This is a genomic window from Cycloclasticus sp., assembly GCA_040743155.1.
Classification (GTDB): Bacteria; Pseudomonadota; Gammaproteobacteria; order Methylococcales; family Cycloclasticaceae; genus Cycloclasticus.
The window spans coordinates 191,386-206,810 of record JBFLJU010000001.1 but is presented as its reverse complement, the minus strand read 5'-3'; the positions used below and the strand labels follow the sequence as shown (position 1 = coordinate 206,810).

General features: G+C 44.5%; 17 protein-coding genes. 13 read left to right on the top strand and 4 right to left on the bottom strand.

Translation table 11 applies throughout. The annotated features are described in order from the left end of the window. Positions 1 to 3 precede the first annotated feature (3 nt). Entirely contained in the window at positions 4 to 861 is an 858-nt protein-coding gene (gene prmC, locus AB1Y31_01015) for a peptide chain release factor N(5)-glutamine methyltransferase (protein MEW4981747.1), read from the top strand. A 2-nt stretch (positions 862 to 863) separates the two neighbouring features. Then, positions 864 to 1,286 carry a M67 family metallopeptidase gene (locus AB1Y31_01010; protein MEW4981746.1) on the top strand — a complete coding sequence of 141 codons (423 nt, stop codon included), beginning with the start codon at positions 864 to 866 and terminating at the stop codon, positions 1,284 to 1,286. A gap of 10 nt (positions 1,287 to 1,296) precedes the next feature. On the opposite strand, the gene AB1Y31_01005 is transcribed toward AB1Y31_01010, so the two are convergent. The 4 genes from AB1Y31_01005 to gatC all read right to left on the bottom strand — a co-directional run bounded on the left by AB1Y31_01005 (position 1,297) and on the right by gatC (position 5,003). Beyond that, on the bottom strand, positions 1,297 to 1,680 hold the full coding sequence (locus AB1Y31_01005; GenBank protein ID MEW4981745.1) for a hypothetical protein: 384 nt from the start codon (positions 1,678 to 1,680) through the stop codon (positions 1,297 to 1,299). A 49-nt stretch (positions 1,681 to 1,729) separates the two neighbouring features. Next, entirely contained in the window at positions 1,730 to 3,163 is a 1,434-nt protein-coding gene (gatB, locus tag AB1Y31_01000) for an Asp-tRNA(Asn)/Glu-tRNA(Gln) amidotransferase subunit GatB (GenBank protein MEW4981744.1), read from the bottom strand. Between the two features lie 2 nt (positions 3,164 to 3,165). After that, the gene (gene gatA, locus AB1Y31_00995) at positions 3,166 to 4,629 is read right to left on the bottom strand and encodes an Asp-tRNA(Asn)/Glu-tRNA(Gln) amidotransferase subunit GatA (protein ID MEW4981743.1); all 1,464 of its coding nucleotides are present in this window, start codon (positions 4,627 to 4,629) and stop codon (positions 3,166 to 3,168) included. 86 nt (positions 4,630 to 4,715) lie between these two features. Continuing rightward, complete coding sequence (gene gatC / locus AB1Y31_00990; GenBank protein ID MEW4981742.1) at positions 4,716 to 5,003, bottom strand: Asp-tRNA(Asn)/Glu-tRNA(Gln) amidotransferase subunit GatC; 288 nt, start codon at positions 5,001 to 5,003, stop codon at positions 4,716 to 4,718. 123 nt (positions 5,004 to 5,126) lie between these two features. Between gatC and AB1Y31_00985 the strand changes: the two genes are divergently transcribed. The 11 genes from AB1Y31_00985 (at position 5,127) to lipB (ending at position 15,423) form a co-directional block, all read left to right on the top strand. Further along, a complete protein-coding gene (locus AB1Y31_00985) occupies positions 5,127 to 6,170 on the top strand; it encodes a rod shape-determining protein (GenBank protein MEW4981741.1) in 1,044 nt (347 codons plus the stop codon). 18 nt (positions 6,171 to 6,188) lie between these two features. Continuing rightward, a complete protein-coding gene (gene mreC, locus AB1Y31_00980) occupies positions 6,189 to 7,073 on the top strand; it encodes a rod shape-determining protein MreC (GenBank protein ID MEW4981740.1) in 885 nt (294 codons plus the stop codon). Then, positions 7,063 to 7,548: a rod shape-determining protein MreD gene (gene mreD / locus AB1Y31_00975; protein ID MEW4981739.1), complete on the top strand. Its 486-nt coding sequence runs from the start codon at positions 7,063 to 7,065 to the stop codon at positions 7,546 to 7,548. Before mreC ends, mreD begins: the two co-directional genes overlap by 11 nt. Before the next feature lie 5 nt (positions 7,549 to 7,553). Then, entirely contained in the window at positions 7,554 to 9,383 is a 1,830-nt protein-coding gene (mrdA, locus tag AB1Y31_00970) for a penicillin-binding protein 2 (GenBank protein ID MEW4981738.1), read from the top strand. Next, positions 9,380 to 10,516 carry a rod shape-determining protein RodA gene (gene rodA / locus AB1Y31_00965; protein MEW4981737.1) on the top strand — a complete coding sequence of 379 codons (1,137 nt, stop codon included), beginning with the start codon at positions 9,380 to 9,382 and terminating at the stop codon, positions 10,514 to 10,516. The genes mrdA and rodA overlap by 4 nt, the downstream gene beginning before the upstream one ends. A gap of 9 nt (positions 10,517 to 10,525) precedes the next feature. Continuing rightward, complete coding sequence (gene mltB / locus AB1Y31_00960) at positions 10,526 to 11,533, top strand: lytic murein transglycosylase B (GenBank protein MEW4981736.1); 1,008 nt, start codon at positions 10,526 to 10,528, stop codon at positions 11,531 to 11,533. A 5-nt stretch (positions 11,534 to 11,538) separates the two neighbouring features. Further along, entirely contained in the window at positions 11,539 to 12,384 is an 846-nt protein-coding gene (locus AB1Y31_00955) for a septal ring lytic transglycosylase RlpA family protein (GenBank protein MEW4981735.1), read from the top strand. 93 nt (positions 12,385 to 12,477) lie between these two features. Beyond that, positions 12,478 to 13,602, top strand: a complete 1,125-nt coding sequence (locus AB1Y31_00950) for a D-alanyl-D-alanine carboxypeptidase family protein (protein ID MEW4981734.1) — start codon at positions 12,478 to 12,480, stop codon at positions 13,600 to 13,602. A gap of 12 nt (positions 13,603 to 13,614) precedes the next feature. Continuing rightward, positions 13,615 to 14,487 (top strand): D-amino acid aminotransferase, encoded by an 873-nt coding sequence (locus AB1Y31_00945; GenBank protein ID MEW4981733.1) that lies wholly within the window; start codon positions 13,615 to 13,617, stop codon positions 14,485 to 14,487. Continuing rightward, the gene (locus AB1Y31_00940) at positions 14,480 to 14,764 is read left to right on the top strand and encodes a DUF493 domain-containing protein (protein ID MEW4981732.1); all 285 of its coding nucleotides are present in this window, start codon (positions 14,480 to 14,482) and stop codon (positions 14,762 to 14,764) included. The genes AB1Y31_00945 and AB1Y31_00940 overlap by 8 nt, the downstream gene beginning before the upstream one ends. Next, positions 14,761 to 15,423: a lipoyl(octanoyl) transferase LipB gene (lipB, locus tag AB1Y31_00935; GenBank protein ID MEW4981731.1), complete on the top strand. Its 663-nt coding sequence runs from the start codon at positions 14,761 to 14,763 to the stop codon at positions 15,421 to 15,423. The genes AB1Y31_00940 and lipB overlap by 4 nt, the downstream gene beginning before the upstream one ends. Positions 15,424 to 15,425: the final 2 nt, after the last annotated feature.

Genomic DNA, 15,425 nt, shown 5'->3' with positions numbered 1-15,425 from the left:
CCATTGAGCACCCCCTCGACAATTAAAGAGGCGCTATCACAGGCGTCGAGCACTCTCATCGATAGCGATAGCAGCGTCCTCGATTGCGAAGTGCTATTGGCACACACACTTAAAAAAAGCCGAAGTTATTTTAGAGCTTGGCCTGACAAAACCTTATCTGCCGACGAACTTCGTGTTTTCAAGCAATTGGTTAAACAGCGTCAGCAGGGGCAACCTATCGCATATTTAACCGGCGAGCGCGAATTTTGGTCTCGTTCTTTTATCGTTTCACCTAGCGTACTGATACCTCGACCAGATACTGAGGTTCTTATCGACATTGCCCAACAGAAATTTTCTGCTGAACAAAGCTTCTCGGTACTAGACCTAGGAACTGGTAGTGGCATCATTGCTATAACGCTAGCGTTAGAGTTTAAACACGCGGTTATTACGGCTATCGACGCAAGTAGCGACGCTCTCAGCATTGCGAAGAAAAACGCCCAGCTACTTGGTGCAAGCAATATTGATTTCATCCTCAGTGACTGGTTTGAACAGCTAGCGGATAAAAAGTTTGACCTGATTGTCAGCAACCCACCCTATATCTGCCCAACCGACCCCCATCTTTCAGACGGTGACGTGCGGTTTGAACCATCTTCTGCACTCGTTTCTGAACAAGAAGGGCTAGAAGATATTGAAAAGATTATTTCGGGTGCTCAACATTTTCTTAAACCCAACGGAATTATCTTGTTTGAACACGGCTTTCAGCAGGGCAAACAAGTAGAAAACTTGTTAAGATCCTCTGGTTTCAAACCCACCGAGAACTTTCGAGATATTCAGGGACATATTCGCGCCACATTAGGCAGACTTCATAAACAACAAGGTTAACAATGCATCAAAAAGAAATAACACTACCAAGGAAGCTTGTAAATGAATTACTTCACAACGCCCAAGTGTCGGAAGAGTTAGAAGTTTGTGGTTTTATCGGAAAAAATCAGGCTGGCGAATACTCCTGTTACCCCGTTGAGAATGTTGCTGAAGCACCTAGCAGTCGTTTCTTGATGGCGCCTGAAGAACAAATCAATACGATGAAGGCAATGCGTGACAAACAAGAAGATATGTTTGCCATTTATCACTCACACCCAACAGCTCCCGCCATTCCTTCAGCAACGGATATCGAGCAAGCCGCTTACCCTGACACCCTCTACCTAATCATCTCACTCAATACTAAGGGTGTACTAGAAATGCGCGGATTTAAGTTGCTACATGATGAAAATATTGTGGAAATCATCCTGCGAATGGACGAAAAATAAAAGCAACGTATTACTCATCCTCATAACGCTGATTCTCTGGCTCTAAACCTGCGAGATAGATAGCTCGCCTTAGTTTACTTCTCGGGCCACTGGCAAAATCGCTCAGTAGGTAGGCTTCTCGATAAGCCCAAACAGCCTCATTGTATCGCTTCAGGTGCATATTAGCGTCACCCACTAAGACCCAGCCTTTAACCGTCGGCTCGTCCTTTAGCTTTTCCATAATACGCGCAATATGCTGTTCAATCTTCGCTGTTTCTTTATCCTGAGAACTCAGCGAGTTACTACTTTCTTCAGCCTTTACCACCCCTGCACCCACTGCAGTTGTCGCAACGTTGGCACATGCTGACATCAATAACGCTAATGCAAAAATACCGGAAAGCTTTAAAATATTCATAATAACCTCATTGTTTAATTGTCTTTATTTTAGAACTTAGTGCCTAAGTTTATCCTTTCAACTTACTCTGCAATAACTTATTCACTTCTTGTGGATTCGCCTTACCTTGAGTTTGCTTCATGATACTACCGACAAAAAATCCTAATACTTTCGTTTTGCCTGCACGAAATTGCTCTACCTGAGTCTGATTATCAGCCATCAGTTGATCAATAATTTTTTCCAATTCACCTGTATCCGAAATTTGCCTTAAGCCTTCTCGCTCAATCACTTCGTCTGCCGTTGAATCACTGCCCCATAAATGTTCAAACACTTGTTTAGCAATTTTCCCTGAAATGGTTTGATCGGCAATTCGTATCACTAGACCACCTAAACGTTCGGCACTAACAGGGCTAGATGCTACCCCCAAACTGTTTTGGTTAAGAGCCGCACTGAGCTCACCCATCACCCAGTTAGCAACCAGCTTCGCCTCTCCATCAGAGAAATTAACCGCGTCTTCATAATAATCGGCCGTTGCACGTTGCGTTGTTAAAACATCCGCATCGTATTCAGTCAATTTGTATTGCGCTTGGAAACGCTGTTTTTTCACTTCAGGTAATTCTGGCAATTCCTCACGCATCTCGTCTAACAGACCGGCTGTTATCTCCACCGGCAACAAGTCTGGACAAGGGAAGTAACGGTAATCATTTGCTTCTTCTTTCGATCGCATTGAACGCGTTTCATCTTTATTCGCATCATAAAGTCTGGTTTCTTGCACGACCTTTCCGCCAGCTTCAATCACATCAATTTGGCGCTCTACTTCGTGTGCGACTGCTTTTTCTATAAAACGGAATGAATTCAGATTCTTAATCTCCGCGCGCGTGCCAAACTCGTCTTGACCCATTGGTCTCACTGACACATTAACATCACAACGAAAAGAACCCTCTTGCATATTGCCATCGCAAATACCTAAGTACTGCACCAAGGTATGCAACTTCTTAACATAGGCAACGGCTTCAGCAGCTGAACGCAGATCCGGTTCTGAAACAATTTCTAGCAGCGGTGTACCGGCGCGATTCAAATCAACACCGGTCATGCCTTGATAGTCTTCATGCAATGATTTACCAGCGTCTTCTTCCAAGTGCGCACGCGTGACACCGATGGTTTTTGTTTCTCCATTTACATCGATATTCAAATGCCCTAAGCCAACAATTGGCTTATCGAATTGGCTTGTTTGATAACCTTTTGGCAAATCTGGATAAAAATAATTTTTACGCGCAAACACGGAATACGGCGCGATATGTGCGCCTATCGCCAAGCCGAACTTCACCGCAAAACGAACAGCTTGTTCGTTGAGCACCGGCAAAGTGCCCGGCAAGCCCAAGTCAACAGCGCAAGCTTGCGTATTTGGTTCTGCGCCATACGCCGTTGACGCACCAGAGAAAATTTTAGATTTTGTTGATAGCTGAGCGTGAATTTCAAGCCCAATAACTGTTTCCCATTGCATGGCTACGCCTCCTGCTCGTATCCAGCCGGCACTGCAAGGTGCCAGTCTGTTAATTGTTGATATTGATGCGCCACATTGAGTAAGCGAGATTCTTCAAAATAATTGCCAATCAGTTGCATGCCTACCGGCTTATTATCAATAAAGCCACACGGCACCGACATGCCCGGCAAGCCGGCCAAGTTAACGCCAATCGTGAAGATATCCGACAAATACATGGATACTGGATCATCTTTTTTCTCACCCGAGGCAAACGCAAGCGATGGCGCAGTTGCACTGGCGATAATATCAACTTCTTTAAACGCTTCAACAAAGTCATTTTTAATTAAACGACGAACTTGCTGAGCTTTTTTATAATATGCGTCGTAATAGCCTGCCGATAAAACGTAAGCACCAATCATAATTCTACGCTTCACTTCATCGCCAAAGCCTTCTTCGCGAGAACGCTTATAAAGGTCTTCTAAGTCTTTAGGTGATTCGCAGCGGTGCCCAAATCGCACGCCATCAAAACGCGACAAATTGGCTGAACACTCAGCAGGGGCCACCACATAATAGGCTGGCACAGACAAATTAATATTCGGCAAACTGATTTCTTTTACCGTTGCACCCGCTGATTTAATGGTATCTATCGCTTCTTCAATTTTTTCACGAATATCGCCATCAAGGTCTTTGGTGAAAAACTCCTTTGGCAAACCAACGGTTAAACCTTTTATGGAGTCGCCCAAATGAGCCAATAAATCATCCACTGGCTTATCAACGCTGGTGGAATCTTTTTCATCAAACCCCGACATCGCTTGCAACATAATCGCCGCATCCTCTGCACTTTTCGCCATCGCACCGCCTTGGTCTAAGCTCGAAGCAAAGGCAATCATGCCGTAACGCGACACACGCCCGTAGGTCGGTTTAATGCCGGTAATACCACAAAAAGCAGCCGGCTGACGAATTGAACCGCCGGTATCTGTGCCACTTGCCAACGGCGCTAGACGAGCAGCAACAGCCGCCGCAGAGCCGCCCGAAGAGCCGCCAGGTACCGTGCTTAAATCCCAAGGGTTTTTTACGCTGCCATAAAAACTCGTTTCATTAGATGAACCCATCGCAAATTCATCCATATTGGTTTTACCCAAGGTGATCGCGCCCGCTTGCTCTAATTTACTCACCGCTGTTGCCGTGTAAGGCGCAATAAAATTATCGAGCATTTTTGAGCCGCAACTGGTTTTTAAGCCTTGTGTGCAAAAAATGTCTTTATGAAGTAACGGGATCCCCGTCAGTAAACCAGCTTCGCCGGACTGAATAACCTTATCGGCTTGCTGCGCTGTTAATAATGCAGCCTCCTCATTTAGTGTCACGACGCTATTTAAGTCGCTATCAAAACGCTTAATACGGTCTAAAAAGTATTGGCTTAGCTCAACACTTGACACTTCTTTATTGCGAAGACTCGCAGACAGTTCTTTTAATGATTTGTTATACATTTTTCACCAAAACTTTAAATATGCTTATCCCCAAGTGGAATAAGTCTCATTGAAACGAATAAAACTCTCAACTGCTTAATTCGGTTTTAATCGATGACTCGTGGCACCAAAAACAACCCGTCTTCTATATCCGGCGCATTTTTCTGCAAAGCATCGCGTTGATTACCTTCAGAAACAACATCTGCTCGCAGGCGTTGCATTTGATCTAACGGGTGAGCCATCGGCTCAATATCAGACGTATCGACCTGATTCATCTGCTCGACTAAATTCATAATATTGGACAAATCTGAAGCATATGATTCAAGCTGTTCTTGTTGAATACCAAGTCTCGCCAAATGTGCGATTTTCAGTACATCTTCCGACTGAATTGACATAGAATGCCTCCTTTATTTAATTCATACTTTAAAAGCGTGCAAATTAACACAATTCGCGCCTTGCCCAAAGAGGTAAAGGGTTGTTAAAGTACAATTTTACTCACCACTAAACTTTTTTATTCCATGTTTAAAAAAATACGCGGCATGTTTTCCAACGATTTATCAATCGACTTGGGCACAGCGAATACACTAATTTATGCGCTTGGCCAAGGCATTGTGCTTAATGAACCGTCCGTTGTCGCTATCCGTGAAGACAAAATTCGTGGTGAAAAAAGTTTTGCTGCTGTTGGCACTGAAGCCAAGGCCATGCTTGGAAGAACCCCCGGAAACATCACCGCTATTCGTCCACTAAAAGACGGTGTTATTGCCGACTTTACGATCACTGAAAAAATGCTTCAGTACTTTATTCATAAAGTGCACGAAGGCAAATTTTTACGCCCAAGTCCTCGCGTGCTTATTTGCGTACCATGCGGCTCCACTCAGGTTGAAAGAAGGGCCATTAGAGAGTCTGCTTCCGGCGCAGGTGCGCGTGAGGTTTATTTGATCGAAGAGCCTATGTCAGCAGCTATCGGTGCTGGACTGCCTATCGATGAAGCACGCGGCTCTATGGTTCTAGATATTGGTGGCGGCACCTCTGAAATCGCTGTGTTGTCATTAAATGGTATTGTTTATTCTGAATCTATCCGTGTCGGCGGCGACCGCTTCGATGAAGCTATCATTAATTATGTTCGTCGAAACTACGGCACCATCGTTGGTGAATCCACCGCCGAAAGAATCAAACACACCATCGGCTCAGCTTACCCAGCGAGCCAGGTTAAAGAAATGTCGGTCACTGGTCGTAATTTAGCAGAAGGGATACCTCGCAGCTTCACTCTCAATAGCAATGAAATCTTAGAATCCTTGCAAGAGCCCGTTAGTGCAATTGTTAGTGCCGTCAAACAAGCACTAGAACAAACACCGCCTGAGTTAAGCGCTGATGTTGCAGAAAACGGTATCGTCCTAACCGGCGGCGGCGCATTATTAAGTGGCCTAGATAAACTACTGCATGAAGAAACAGGTGTGCCTGTCCGTACTGCTGACGAGCCATTAACATGTGTCGCTCGTGGTGGCGGTAAAGTGCTGGAGTTGATTAATGAAAAAGGGCCAAATACTTTCGATTTAGAATAATAAAAAAGGCTATTCACTATAAAACCCATTTTCACAAAAGGTCCTGCTACAAGTACGCGCTTTATTGCCGCAGCGATTATCTCTATTGTGCTATTACTACTAGCACAACAAACCGGTCAACTTGCACGCTTCAAAGACGGCCTGTCTTTTATCGTACACCCCGTTCTGGTTGTCGTTGACCTACCCGGTAAACTTTATAAGAGCGTAACTGAAAGCACCGCCAACCACGCTGAGTTATCCGAGGAGAATAAAAAGTTAAAGTCTGAATCTTTAATCTTAAAAGCCAAACTACAAAAATTTGAAGCACTTGCAAGGGAAAACACCCGCTTACATAGTTTATTAGAGTCTTCATTCAAGCTTGGCGAGCAATTTATTTCTGCCTCACTTATCAAAGTTAACCAAAACCCGAACACAACCAATATTGTTATCGACAAAGGCAGTCGCTTTAACTTATATGAGGGACAAGCTGCTCTTAACGAAGACGGTGTGATCGGCCAAATTATTAATGTACACCCCCTCACCTCATCCATTATGCTGATCACAGACCCCAATCACGCCATACCGATTGAGATAAACAGAACAGGATTAAGAACCATTGCTCTAGGTAATGGCATACAGAACACCTTAACCCTACCGTACCTTCCGCATAATGCCGATATTGAGATAGGCGACCTATTAACAACCTCAGGTCTTGGCGGTGTTTTTCCTAAGGGCTACCCAGTCGCCACTGTATCAACGCTGACACCGTTGCCAGGAGAAGCCTTCATGGACGCTGAAGCTAAGACCGTTACAAAAATTGAACGCACCCGTGATATTTTATTGGTCTGGAGCAAGCAAGAACCCATACCGCTATTGTCGGGCGTAGCCATCGAACCTGAACAGCTAACACCCGATGCACGCTAAATCATCAGGTGGCTTCATTATTGTTTTATCGTTATTTCTTTCCATGTGCCTCAATGTCGCACCATGGCCAAATCAAGTCGCCATATTAATGCCAAATTGGACATTGCTAACGCTGATGTATTGGAGTATCGCCCTACCGCATAAAGTCAGTGTTTTCACAGGTTTTATCACGGGCCTGCTGTTTGATGTCTTAACCGGCAGTCTTCTAGGCCAAAACGCACTCATCTTTAGTATCGCGTCTTTTTTTAGTCACGCGCTCTATCCTCGCTTACGAAACTATCGGGTATGGCAACAGGCTTATTTTGTGCTGTTTTTCCTATTAAGTATGAAGCTGTTATCGTTGTCGATTAATCAATTTCCAATTCGCGCTGACGCCAGTTACCAGTACTGGCTACAGGCGTTTTCAAGCGCCATGATCTGGCCCGCTATTTTTGCCACCTTACGCTTGGCAAGAAGACGCTACAGAGTTCAATAGCATCGATGAAAACAAGCTTCGACCTAAAAAGCTCGCTTCGAGAAAACCGCCTTTTCCTGTCACGTGCAAGCATCTTGGTTATTTTTGTTCTTATCCTATTTTTCGCCCTAATAGCCCGCCTCACTTATTTACAAATACAAACCCACGACAAATACGCTGACCTCGCTCAAACCAATCGAGTAAAACTGTCAGCTATTACGCCAGTTCGTGGCCTAATTTTTGACACCCACGGCCGAGTATTGGCTGAAAACAATCCTAGTTATAGCCTTGAACTTGTTCCCGAACAAATTAAAGACATCAGCTCAACCATCGAGAAGTTAAGCGCCTTAATACCCGTCTCTAAAAATGAAATCAGGCTCTTTGAAAAACGCCGTAAGCAACAGAAATACTTCGCCAGTGTGCCCTTAAGAAACAGGCTAAATGACACCGAAGTCGCCATATTTTCTGCTCATCGTCATTTATTCCCCGGCGTTGACATACAAGCTCGCCCACTACGGCATTACCCGTTCCCTGAGCTAACCTCTCACGTTGTCGGCTATGTTGGCGCCATTAATGAAAAAGAGCTTAAATCAATCGACCCGGTAAACTACCGTGGCTCTCGCTTTATCGGCAAAACAGGCATCGAGAAAACATATGAAAACGAGTTACACGGATATGTAGGCTACCAACAGACTGAACATACTGCTCAAGGTAGGTCCATTAAAGTACTCAGTCATACCGCGCCACTGTCGGGAAGCAACCTCACTTTGAACTTGGACATCGATTTACAAAAAATTGCATACGACGCACTCGGAGAGTCTACTGGTAGCGTCGCCGCCATCGATACACGGACTGGCGCGGTCCGCGCGCTCGTTAGCAAGCCAGGCTTTAATGCTAACCTATTTGCCAAAGGCATAGACCAAACATCATACAATGCCTTAAGAGACTCTCCTAAACGGCCCTTATTTAACCGCTCACTTCGTGGACAGTATCCCCCAGGTTCAACCTTGAAACCTTTTTTAGGTCTAGCTGGGCTCGACTACAACACCATCAAACCTAATCAAAAAATCATGTGTCCTGGTTTTTACCAACTGCCAAAGCAAAGCCATAAATACCGTGATTGGAAAAGGGGTGGTCACGGTATGACAACTTTACACGACTCCATTGTTCAATCATGTGACGTGTATTTTTATAGATTGGCACATGACTTAAAAATTGACCGTATGCATAACTTCCTCAGTCATTTTGGCTTCGGGCAAAAAACAGGCATCGATATTCTCGGGGAGAAAAGCGGCTTACTTCCTTCTCGCGCTTGGAAGAAACGCAACCGAAACCAGGCTTGGTACCCAGGCGAAACTCTGATTGCGGGTATTGGACAAGGCTTCAACCTGACGACACCACTACAGCTGGCTCATGCAACTGCCATTTTGGCAAATAAAGGCAGCGCACACACGCCATCTCTTGTTGTTAAAATAAATGACACTCAAAGGCAAACAAAACTAACCACCCCAATCGAACTAAACAACGATGAGCACTGGAACTTAATGATTGACGCCATGTACGACGTGGTCAATGGCGCACGAGGAACGGCCCGTAAAATTAAAATTGGTGCGCCGTATAAAATTGCTGGGAAAACGGGCACCGCACAAGTGTTTAGTATAAAACAAGATGAAAAGTATGAGGAAGACAAGGTGTTAGAACACCTCAAAGACCACGCCTTATTTATTGCTTTTGCGCCCGCTAGAAACCCACAATTAGCTATTGCCGTTATCGTTGAAAATGGCGGACATGGCGGCTCGGTTGCTGCGCCCATTGCACGCGCTATTTTTGATGAATATATACTGATATCGCCATGAATTGGTCTTTTCAAAATACACAACAAGTAAGCCACTACCACCAAAGAAAAGGTAGTTTATTCCAGCGCATGCACATTGACCTTACCTTGCTCATCCTCTTAGCCAGCTTATCGTCTATTGGCATCCTTATTTTAATGAGCTCTGGTCATGATGATTTTGGCTTACTGCAACGGCAAGCGACTCGATTGGCTGTGGCCTTTTTTGCCATGTTGATCGTGGCGCAAATTCCACCTCATGTATTAAAAATGTTTGCCCCGTGGTTATTCTTACTGGGTGCGCTTCTTTTGCTTGGCGTACTGTTTTTTGGTGATATGGGCAAGGGTGCTCAACGCTGGTTAAATTTAGGTCTGTTCCGTTTCCAACCATCCGAGCTATTAAAACTTGCAACGCCGATGATGGTTGCTTGGTATTTAGCAGAAAGGCGCCTACCGCCAAGTGGCAGGCATATTATCTTTGCCACTATTTTTATTACCATCCCAACACTTCTTATTGCCAAACAACCTGATTTGGGAACAGCCATTTTAATAGCCAGTTCAGGCTTAGCCGTACTGTTTTTAGCCGGCATTTCTTGGAAAATAATAATGGGCGTAGCGACCGTAGGAACAGCGCTTGCTCCCATTCTTTGGAGTTTTATGAAAGACTACCAAAAACAGCGTGTACTTACCTTTCTTAACCCCGAAGAAGACCCTCTAGGGACCGGTTACCACATCATTCAGTCAAAAATTGCTATCGGGTCGGGCGGCATCCATGGCAAAGGCTGGATGAATGGTTCTCAAGCACGCTTAGAATTTTTACCAGAAAGCTCTACCGATTTTATTTTTGCCGTCTTCTCCGAAGAGTTTGGCTTAATAGGCTGTGTCGGCTTATTAACGATCTACCTACTCATTTTTATCCGCTCAATCTATATTTCCATACAAGCCCAAGACACCTTTTCAAGATTATTGGCCGGTAGCTTGTCTCTGACCTTTTTCATCTATTTATTCGTTAACGTTGGCATGGTCACCGGTATTTTACCGGTCGTTGGTGTACCCTTACCCTTAGTGAGTTATGGTGGCACTTCAATGGTTACATTATTAATTGGCTTTGGCATCTTGATGTCTATACATACTCACCGTAAATTACTTTCTTCCTAAGGACAGGTTATGCACCTCAAAAAACACCATTCTTTTCGCTTAATTTTAATCGTCTTGTTGACGTTTTCGTCTTTAAACGCATGCGCGGCAACGCCACCGCTTAAACCCAATATCTACCATGACTTTATTGAAAAAATGGTGGTAGAACATCAGTTTGATCGTTATGAACTCACTGCTTTATTGGAAAAAGCTGTGGTTAAAGAAAGCATCCTTAAAGCCATGTCATCCCCTGCTGAAAAACGCTTGGAATGGCACAGCTATCGCAAGATATTTCTAAAGCCAAATCGTATTAATGGCGGTGTTAAGTTTTGGCATGAAAATAAGGCATTGTTAGATGCTGCTTCAGAAAAATATGGTATTCCAGCTGAAATTATCGTTGCTATTATTGGTGTTGAAACTCGATACGGAGGCAATACAGGGTCGTATAAAGTGCTCGACTCGCTAACAACACTTGGCTTCCATTTTCCAAAACGTGCTAAGTTTTTCCAACGTGAATTAGAACACTTCTTATTATTATGTCGTGAGGAAGGCTTTGACCCTTACCAACCAAAAGGCTCGTACGCTGGCGCCATGGGGCAATCACAATTTATTTCTAGCAGTTACAGGGCTTATGCCGTTGATGGCGATGGCGATAATAAACGAGACCTATGGAACAGCCACGCTGATATTATTAATAGCATTGCCCATTACTTTGCAAAACACGGCTGGCAAAACTCGTCCCTCATTACGCAACAAACAAGCGTTGAAGGTAGCGCTCATAAAGTCTTACTCAATCGCTCATTGAAACCCAACAACACCCTACAACAGTTGGCGCAAAAACAAGTAAAGACCCCGTCAAACATTGCGGACGATACTATCGTCAGGTTATTGCAGCTCAAACAAAAAGAGCATGCTGAATATTGGCTCACCTTCCACAATTTCTATGTCATCACCCGCTATAACCACAGCCACTTATACGCGATGGCGGTTTATCAACTTGGCCAAGAGATCAAAAAAAGCTTTCATAAAAGCCAATAAAAACGATGCACCTGCCCCTGTTTTTTGTTATTGCCAGCCTCCTAAGTGCTTGTACCAGTCAGCAACCACTTATCCTCGATAGCGCGCCTTCCGTCCACCCCGCCAATATCGAACTAACGCCTGACGCCATTCCAAAAGTTGAAGCCAAAAGCCGTGGCGGCAACCCCGCTTCATACGAGGTGTTCGGAAAAACCTATCACGTAATGCCATCCAGTGAAGACTTCGTTCAACGCGGCATAGCCTCTTGGTACGGTACGAAGTTTCATGGCAACAAAACTTCAAATGGTGAAATCTACGATATGTACGCGATGACGGCAGCACATAAATCCTTGCCCATTCCTACCTATGTGGAAGTAACTAACTTATCAAACGGTAAAAAAATCATTGTTCGAGTCAATGATCGTGGCCCTTTCCACGATGGTCGGATTATCGACTTATCTTATGCAGCCGCCGCCAAACTTGGCACCTTAAAAAATGGCACCTCATCAGTAGAAATTAAGGCCATTAACCCAAGTACATTCACCGCAAGCTCGTTAGATACTCCACCTATCGCCAAAACAAGTGATTTTGCGTTGCGGTATTCCATCGAAAAGCCGTCCAAAAGCCCTTCAAATAAAGGCTTCTTATTTATCCAAGTAGGCGCTTTTAAGTCCTTAGATAACGCCACTAAATTAAAACATAAACTAACCAGTGCGCTAAACACACCGGTTACGGTGAGACCTAGCTCAGACTTCTCTAACCCAATATACGTTGTACAGATTGGCCCCTATGTACGCATAAAGAGCGCTGATTCTGCTCGATTAAAGCTTTATGAACTCGGCTATAAAAACACTATCTACGTTTCTAAATAAGCCAGTTGAAACACTGAAGCCGCTGCACTGAGATCACTCTTTTGCATGATATAATTGAGTTTTCCCCGCCGACAAAACTAATACGTCAACAATATGAAACGAATTATTCTAATACTTAGCTTTTTCCTATCTTCGCAAGCTATCGCCTTACCTATCCCATCAGCCCCTAATTTAAAGGCTAGAAGTTACCACCTAACGGATTTTCATAGTGGCACCGTTTTAGCGTCTAAAGATGCAGATTTAAAACTCGCACCCGCTAGCATGACAAAAATCATGACGGCACTAATTCTTTTCCGTGAGCTCAATCATGGAAATTTAAACTTAAGCGATAAAGTACGTATTAGCGAAAAGGCTTGGAGAACGCCTGGCTCGCGGATGTTTGTTGAAGTTAATAAGTTTGTCACTATCGACGATTTATTACACGGCATGCTCGTGCAATCGGGCAATGATGCGACCGTTGCCCTTGCTGAACACATTGCCGGCGATGAATCGACTTTTGCACAATTGATGAATCAAGTTGCCAAAGACCTTGGCATGACAAATAGTCACTTCATTAACAGCTCGGGCTTGCCTGACGAGCAGCACTACACGACGGCTAGAGACCTCTCGATACTCACTCGAGCCTTAATAATAGAATCACCCGAACTATATAAAATCAATGCGATCAAAGAATTCTCTTTTAATGGCATTACCCAGCAAAATAGAAATAAACTTTTGTGGCGTGACAGCACCGTGGACGGCGTTAAAACTGGACATACTGAAGACGCCGGCTACTGCTTAGTATCATCCGCCGTTCGTGACAAAATGCGTTTGATCTCGGTGGTCATGGGAACGAATAGCCTAGAAGCACGTAATGATACAAACCAAGCCTTACTGAATTACGGTTACCGCTTTTACAAAACTCACTTACTGTATAAAGCACAGCAATCGCTAACCAGCACCCGCGTGTGGAAAGGGGCTCAAAAAACGTTATCCGTTGGCCTATCTAAAGACCTTTATCTCACTATTCCACGCAACGAATACAAATCACTGGACGCCAGTTTGGAGTTAAAACCTCAATTGATTGCCCCCATTGCTAAAGGTCAACTCGTTGGTAGCGCCGTTATCAAGCTCAAAGGTGAGGTCATTACAAAGCGGCCTCTGCTTGCCTTACAAGAAATACCTGAGGGCTCGTGGATGGATGTGCTGAAAGATGAAGCCTTGTTAATGCTTGAGTAATAGGAGCCGGTAGTGTCATCTAAACTCGATGTTTTTCTTAACGGTCAATTCTTACCGCTGGCCGATGCAAAAATTTCCGTGCTTGATCGTGGTTTTTTGTTTGCTGACGGTGTTTACGAAGTTATCCCAGCATACGGCGGTAAGCTTTTTCGACTACAGCAGCATTTAGACCGTCTCAATAACAGCTTAGCCGCTATTCGCATGAAGCCTGTTATGAGCGATCAACAGTGGACAGATATTCTGAGTAAACTGGTAGAACCGCATACGCAATCCGACCAATCGGTGTACGTGCAAGTCACTCGCGGTTCAGGCGCTAGCCGCGACCACCAGTTACCGGATGACTATACTGCAACCACCTTTGCGATGTGCCAAAGCATCAACACGGATAGTTTGAATTCTATCGCAAAGGGCATTAGCGCAATTACCTTGGATGACATACGCTGGGATTGGTGTCACGTTAAATCGATCGCATTGTTGGGAAATATATTATTAAAGCAACAAGCCAGCGATCAAGACTGCGCTGAAGCTATTTTACTGCGTGATGGATTTGCCACAGAAGGCTCCGCCAGTAATTTGTTTATCGTTAAAGATAAGCAAATTATAACACCGCCTAAAAGCCATCATTTATTACCCGGCATCACCCGCGACCTTGTCTTAGAATTGGCCATTAAAGAAGGCATCAGTTGCGTTGAACGTGAGATATCAGAACAACAATTATTCGATGCAGATGAAATTTGGTTAACCAGTTCAACTAAAGAAATTATGCCCGTGACCGAATTGAATAGGCAAGCTGTCAGCAACAGGCAGCCCGGCGAACTATGGCAACAGGTTTCGGCCCGCTATAGCCACTTCAAAAATCAACTTAGAAAGCAACAACATGACTGACAAGCACGCCGACGAGCAACATAATGCCTTGATGGACTACCCCTGCGATTTCACCATCAAAACAATGGGGCTTGCGAACACCGGATTTGATTTAATCGTCGTCGAGATCGTCCGCCGGCATGCGCCTGATTTAAGCGAAAGTGCTGTGCAGTCAAAATTCAGCAAATCTAAAAAATACGTTTCTATTAGCATCACCATTACCGCTCAAAGTAAGCAGCAAATGGATGCCATTTATCAAGATTTGACAGACTGCGAACAGGTCTTAATGTCTTTGTGAAACAACAAGCCGAACAGACCTTATATATCCGCCAATTGGGTCAGCAAGATTATCAAGCAACTTGGGAAGCGATGAAACAGTTTTGCCTGTGTCGCGACCGTGACACAGCCGACGAAGTTTGGTTTGTGGAACACCCCGCCGTTTTCACTCAAGGCGTTAGTGGCAAAGCCGAGCACATCCTAAACAGCAGCGATATTCCCATAGTCCAGTCTGACCGGGGCGGCCAAGTGACTTATCACGGGCCGGGGCAACTCGTTATGTACGTTTTATTCGACCTGCGCCGCTTAGATATTGGCATTCGCGCACTGGTCGATGTGCTTGAAAACATCACCATTACCGGATTAAAACAATATGGCCTCTCGGCCATCGCGCGCAAAGATGCGCCGGGCGTCTATATTGATGACAAAAAAATCGCCTCCTTAGGCCTACGCGTCAAGAAAGGTTGCAGTTACCATGGCCTCAGCATGAACATTGATATGGACTTAACACCGTTTAGTTTTATCAACCCATGCGGCTATGAGGGTCTTGAAGTTACCCAATTATCAGAACATGGCGTAAAATGTACCACCTCTGATTTTGCAGCTGTTTTATTGCACGAATTAAAGCAACAACTCAATTATTGCCAACTCAAACTTGGCCCAAATACACTACACGTATAGCG

Bases quoted from the DNA above. Each gene is read 5' to 3' on its own strand.
- AB1Y31_00985 (MEW4981741.1), top strand. From the start codon at position 5,127: ATGTTTAAAAAAATACGCGGCATGTTTTCCAACGATTTATCAATCGAC.
- mreD (MEW4981739.1), top strand. From the start codon at position 7,063: ATGCACGCTAAATCATCAGGTGGCTTCATTATTGTTTTATCGTTATTT.
- mltB (MEW4981736.1), top strand. From the start codon at position 10,526: ATGCACCTCAAAAAACACCATTCTTTTCGCTTAATTTTAATCGTCTTG.
- AB1Y31_01005 (MEW4981745.1), bottom strand. From the start codon at position 1,680: ATGAATATTTTAAAGCTTTCCGGTATTTTTGCATTAGCGTTATTGATG.
- AB1Y31_00955 (MEW4981735.1), top strand. From the start codon at position 11,539: ATGCACCTGCCCCTGTTTTTTGTTATTGCCAGCCTCCTAAGTGCTTGT.
- gatC (MEW4981742.1), bottom strand. From the start codon at position 5,003: ATGTCAATTCAGTCGGAAGATGTACTGAAAATCGCACATTTGGCGAGA.
- rodA (MEW4981737.1), top strand. From the start codon at position 9,380: ATGAATTGGTCTTTTCAAAATACACAACAAGTAAGCCACTACCACCAA.
- AB1Y31_00950 (MEW4981734.1), top strand. From the start codon at position 12,478: ATGAAACGAATTATTCTAATACTTAGCTTTTTCCTATCTTCGCAAGCT.
- gatB (MEW4981744.1), bottom strand. From the start codon at position 3,163: ATGCAATGGGAAACAGTTATTGGGCTTGAAATTCACGCTCAGCTATCA.
- gatA (MEW4981743.1), bottom strand. From the start codon at position 4,629: ATGTATAACAAATCATTAAAAGAACTGTCTGCGAGTCTTCGCAATAAA.
- AB1Y31_01010 (MEW4981746.1), top strand. From the start codon at position 864: ATGCATCAAAAAGAAATAACACTACCAAGGAAGCTTGTAAATGAATTA.
- AB1Y31_00940 (MEW4981732.1), top strand. From the start codon at position 14,480: ATGACTGACAAGCACGCCGACGAGCAACATAATGCCTTGATGGACTAC.
- mrdA (MEW4981738.1), top strand. From the start codon at position 7,554: ATGAAAACAAGCTTCGACCTAAAAAGCTCGCTTCGAGAAAACCGCCTT.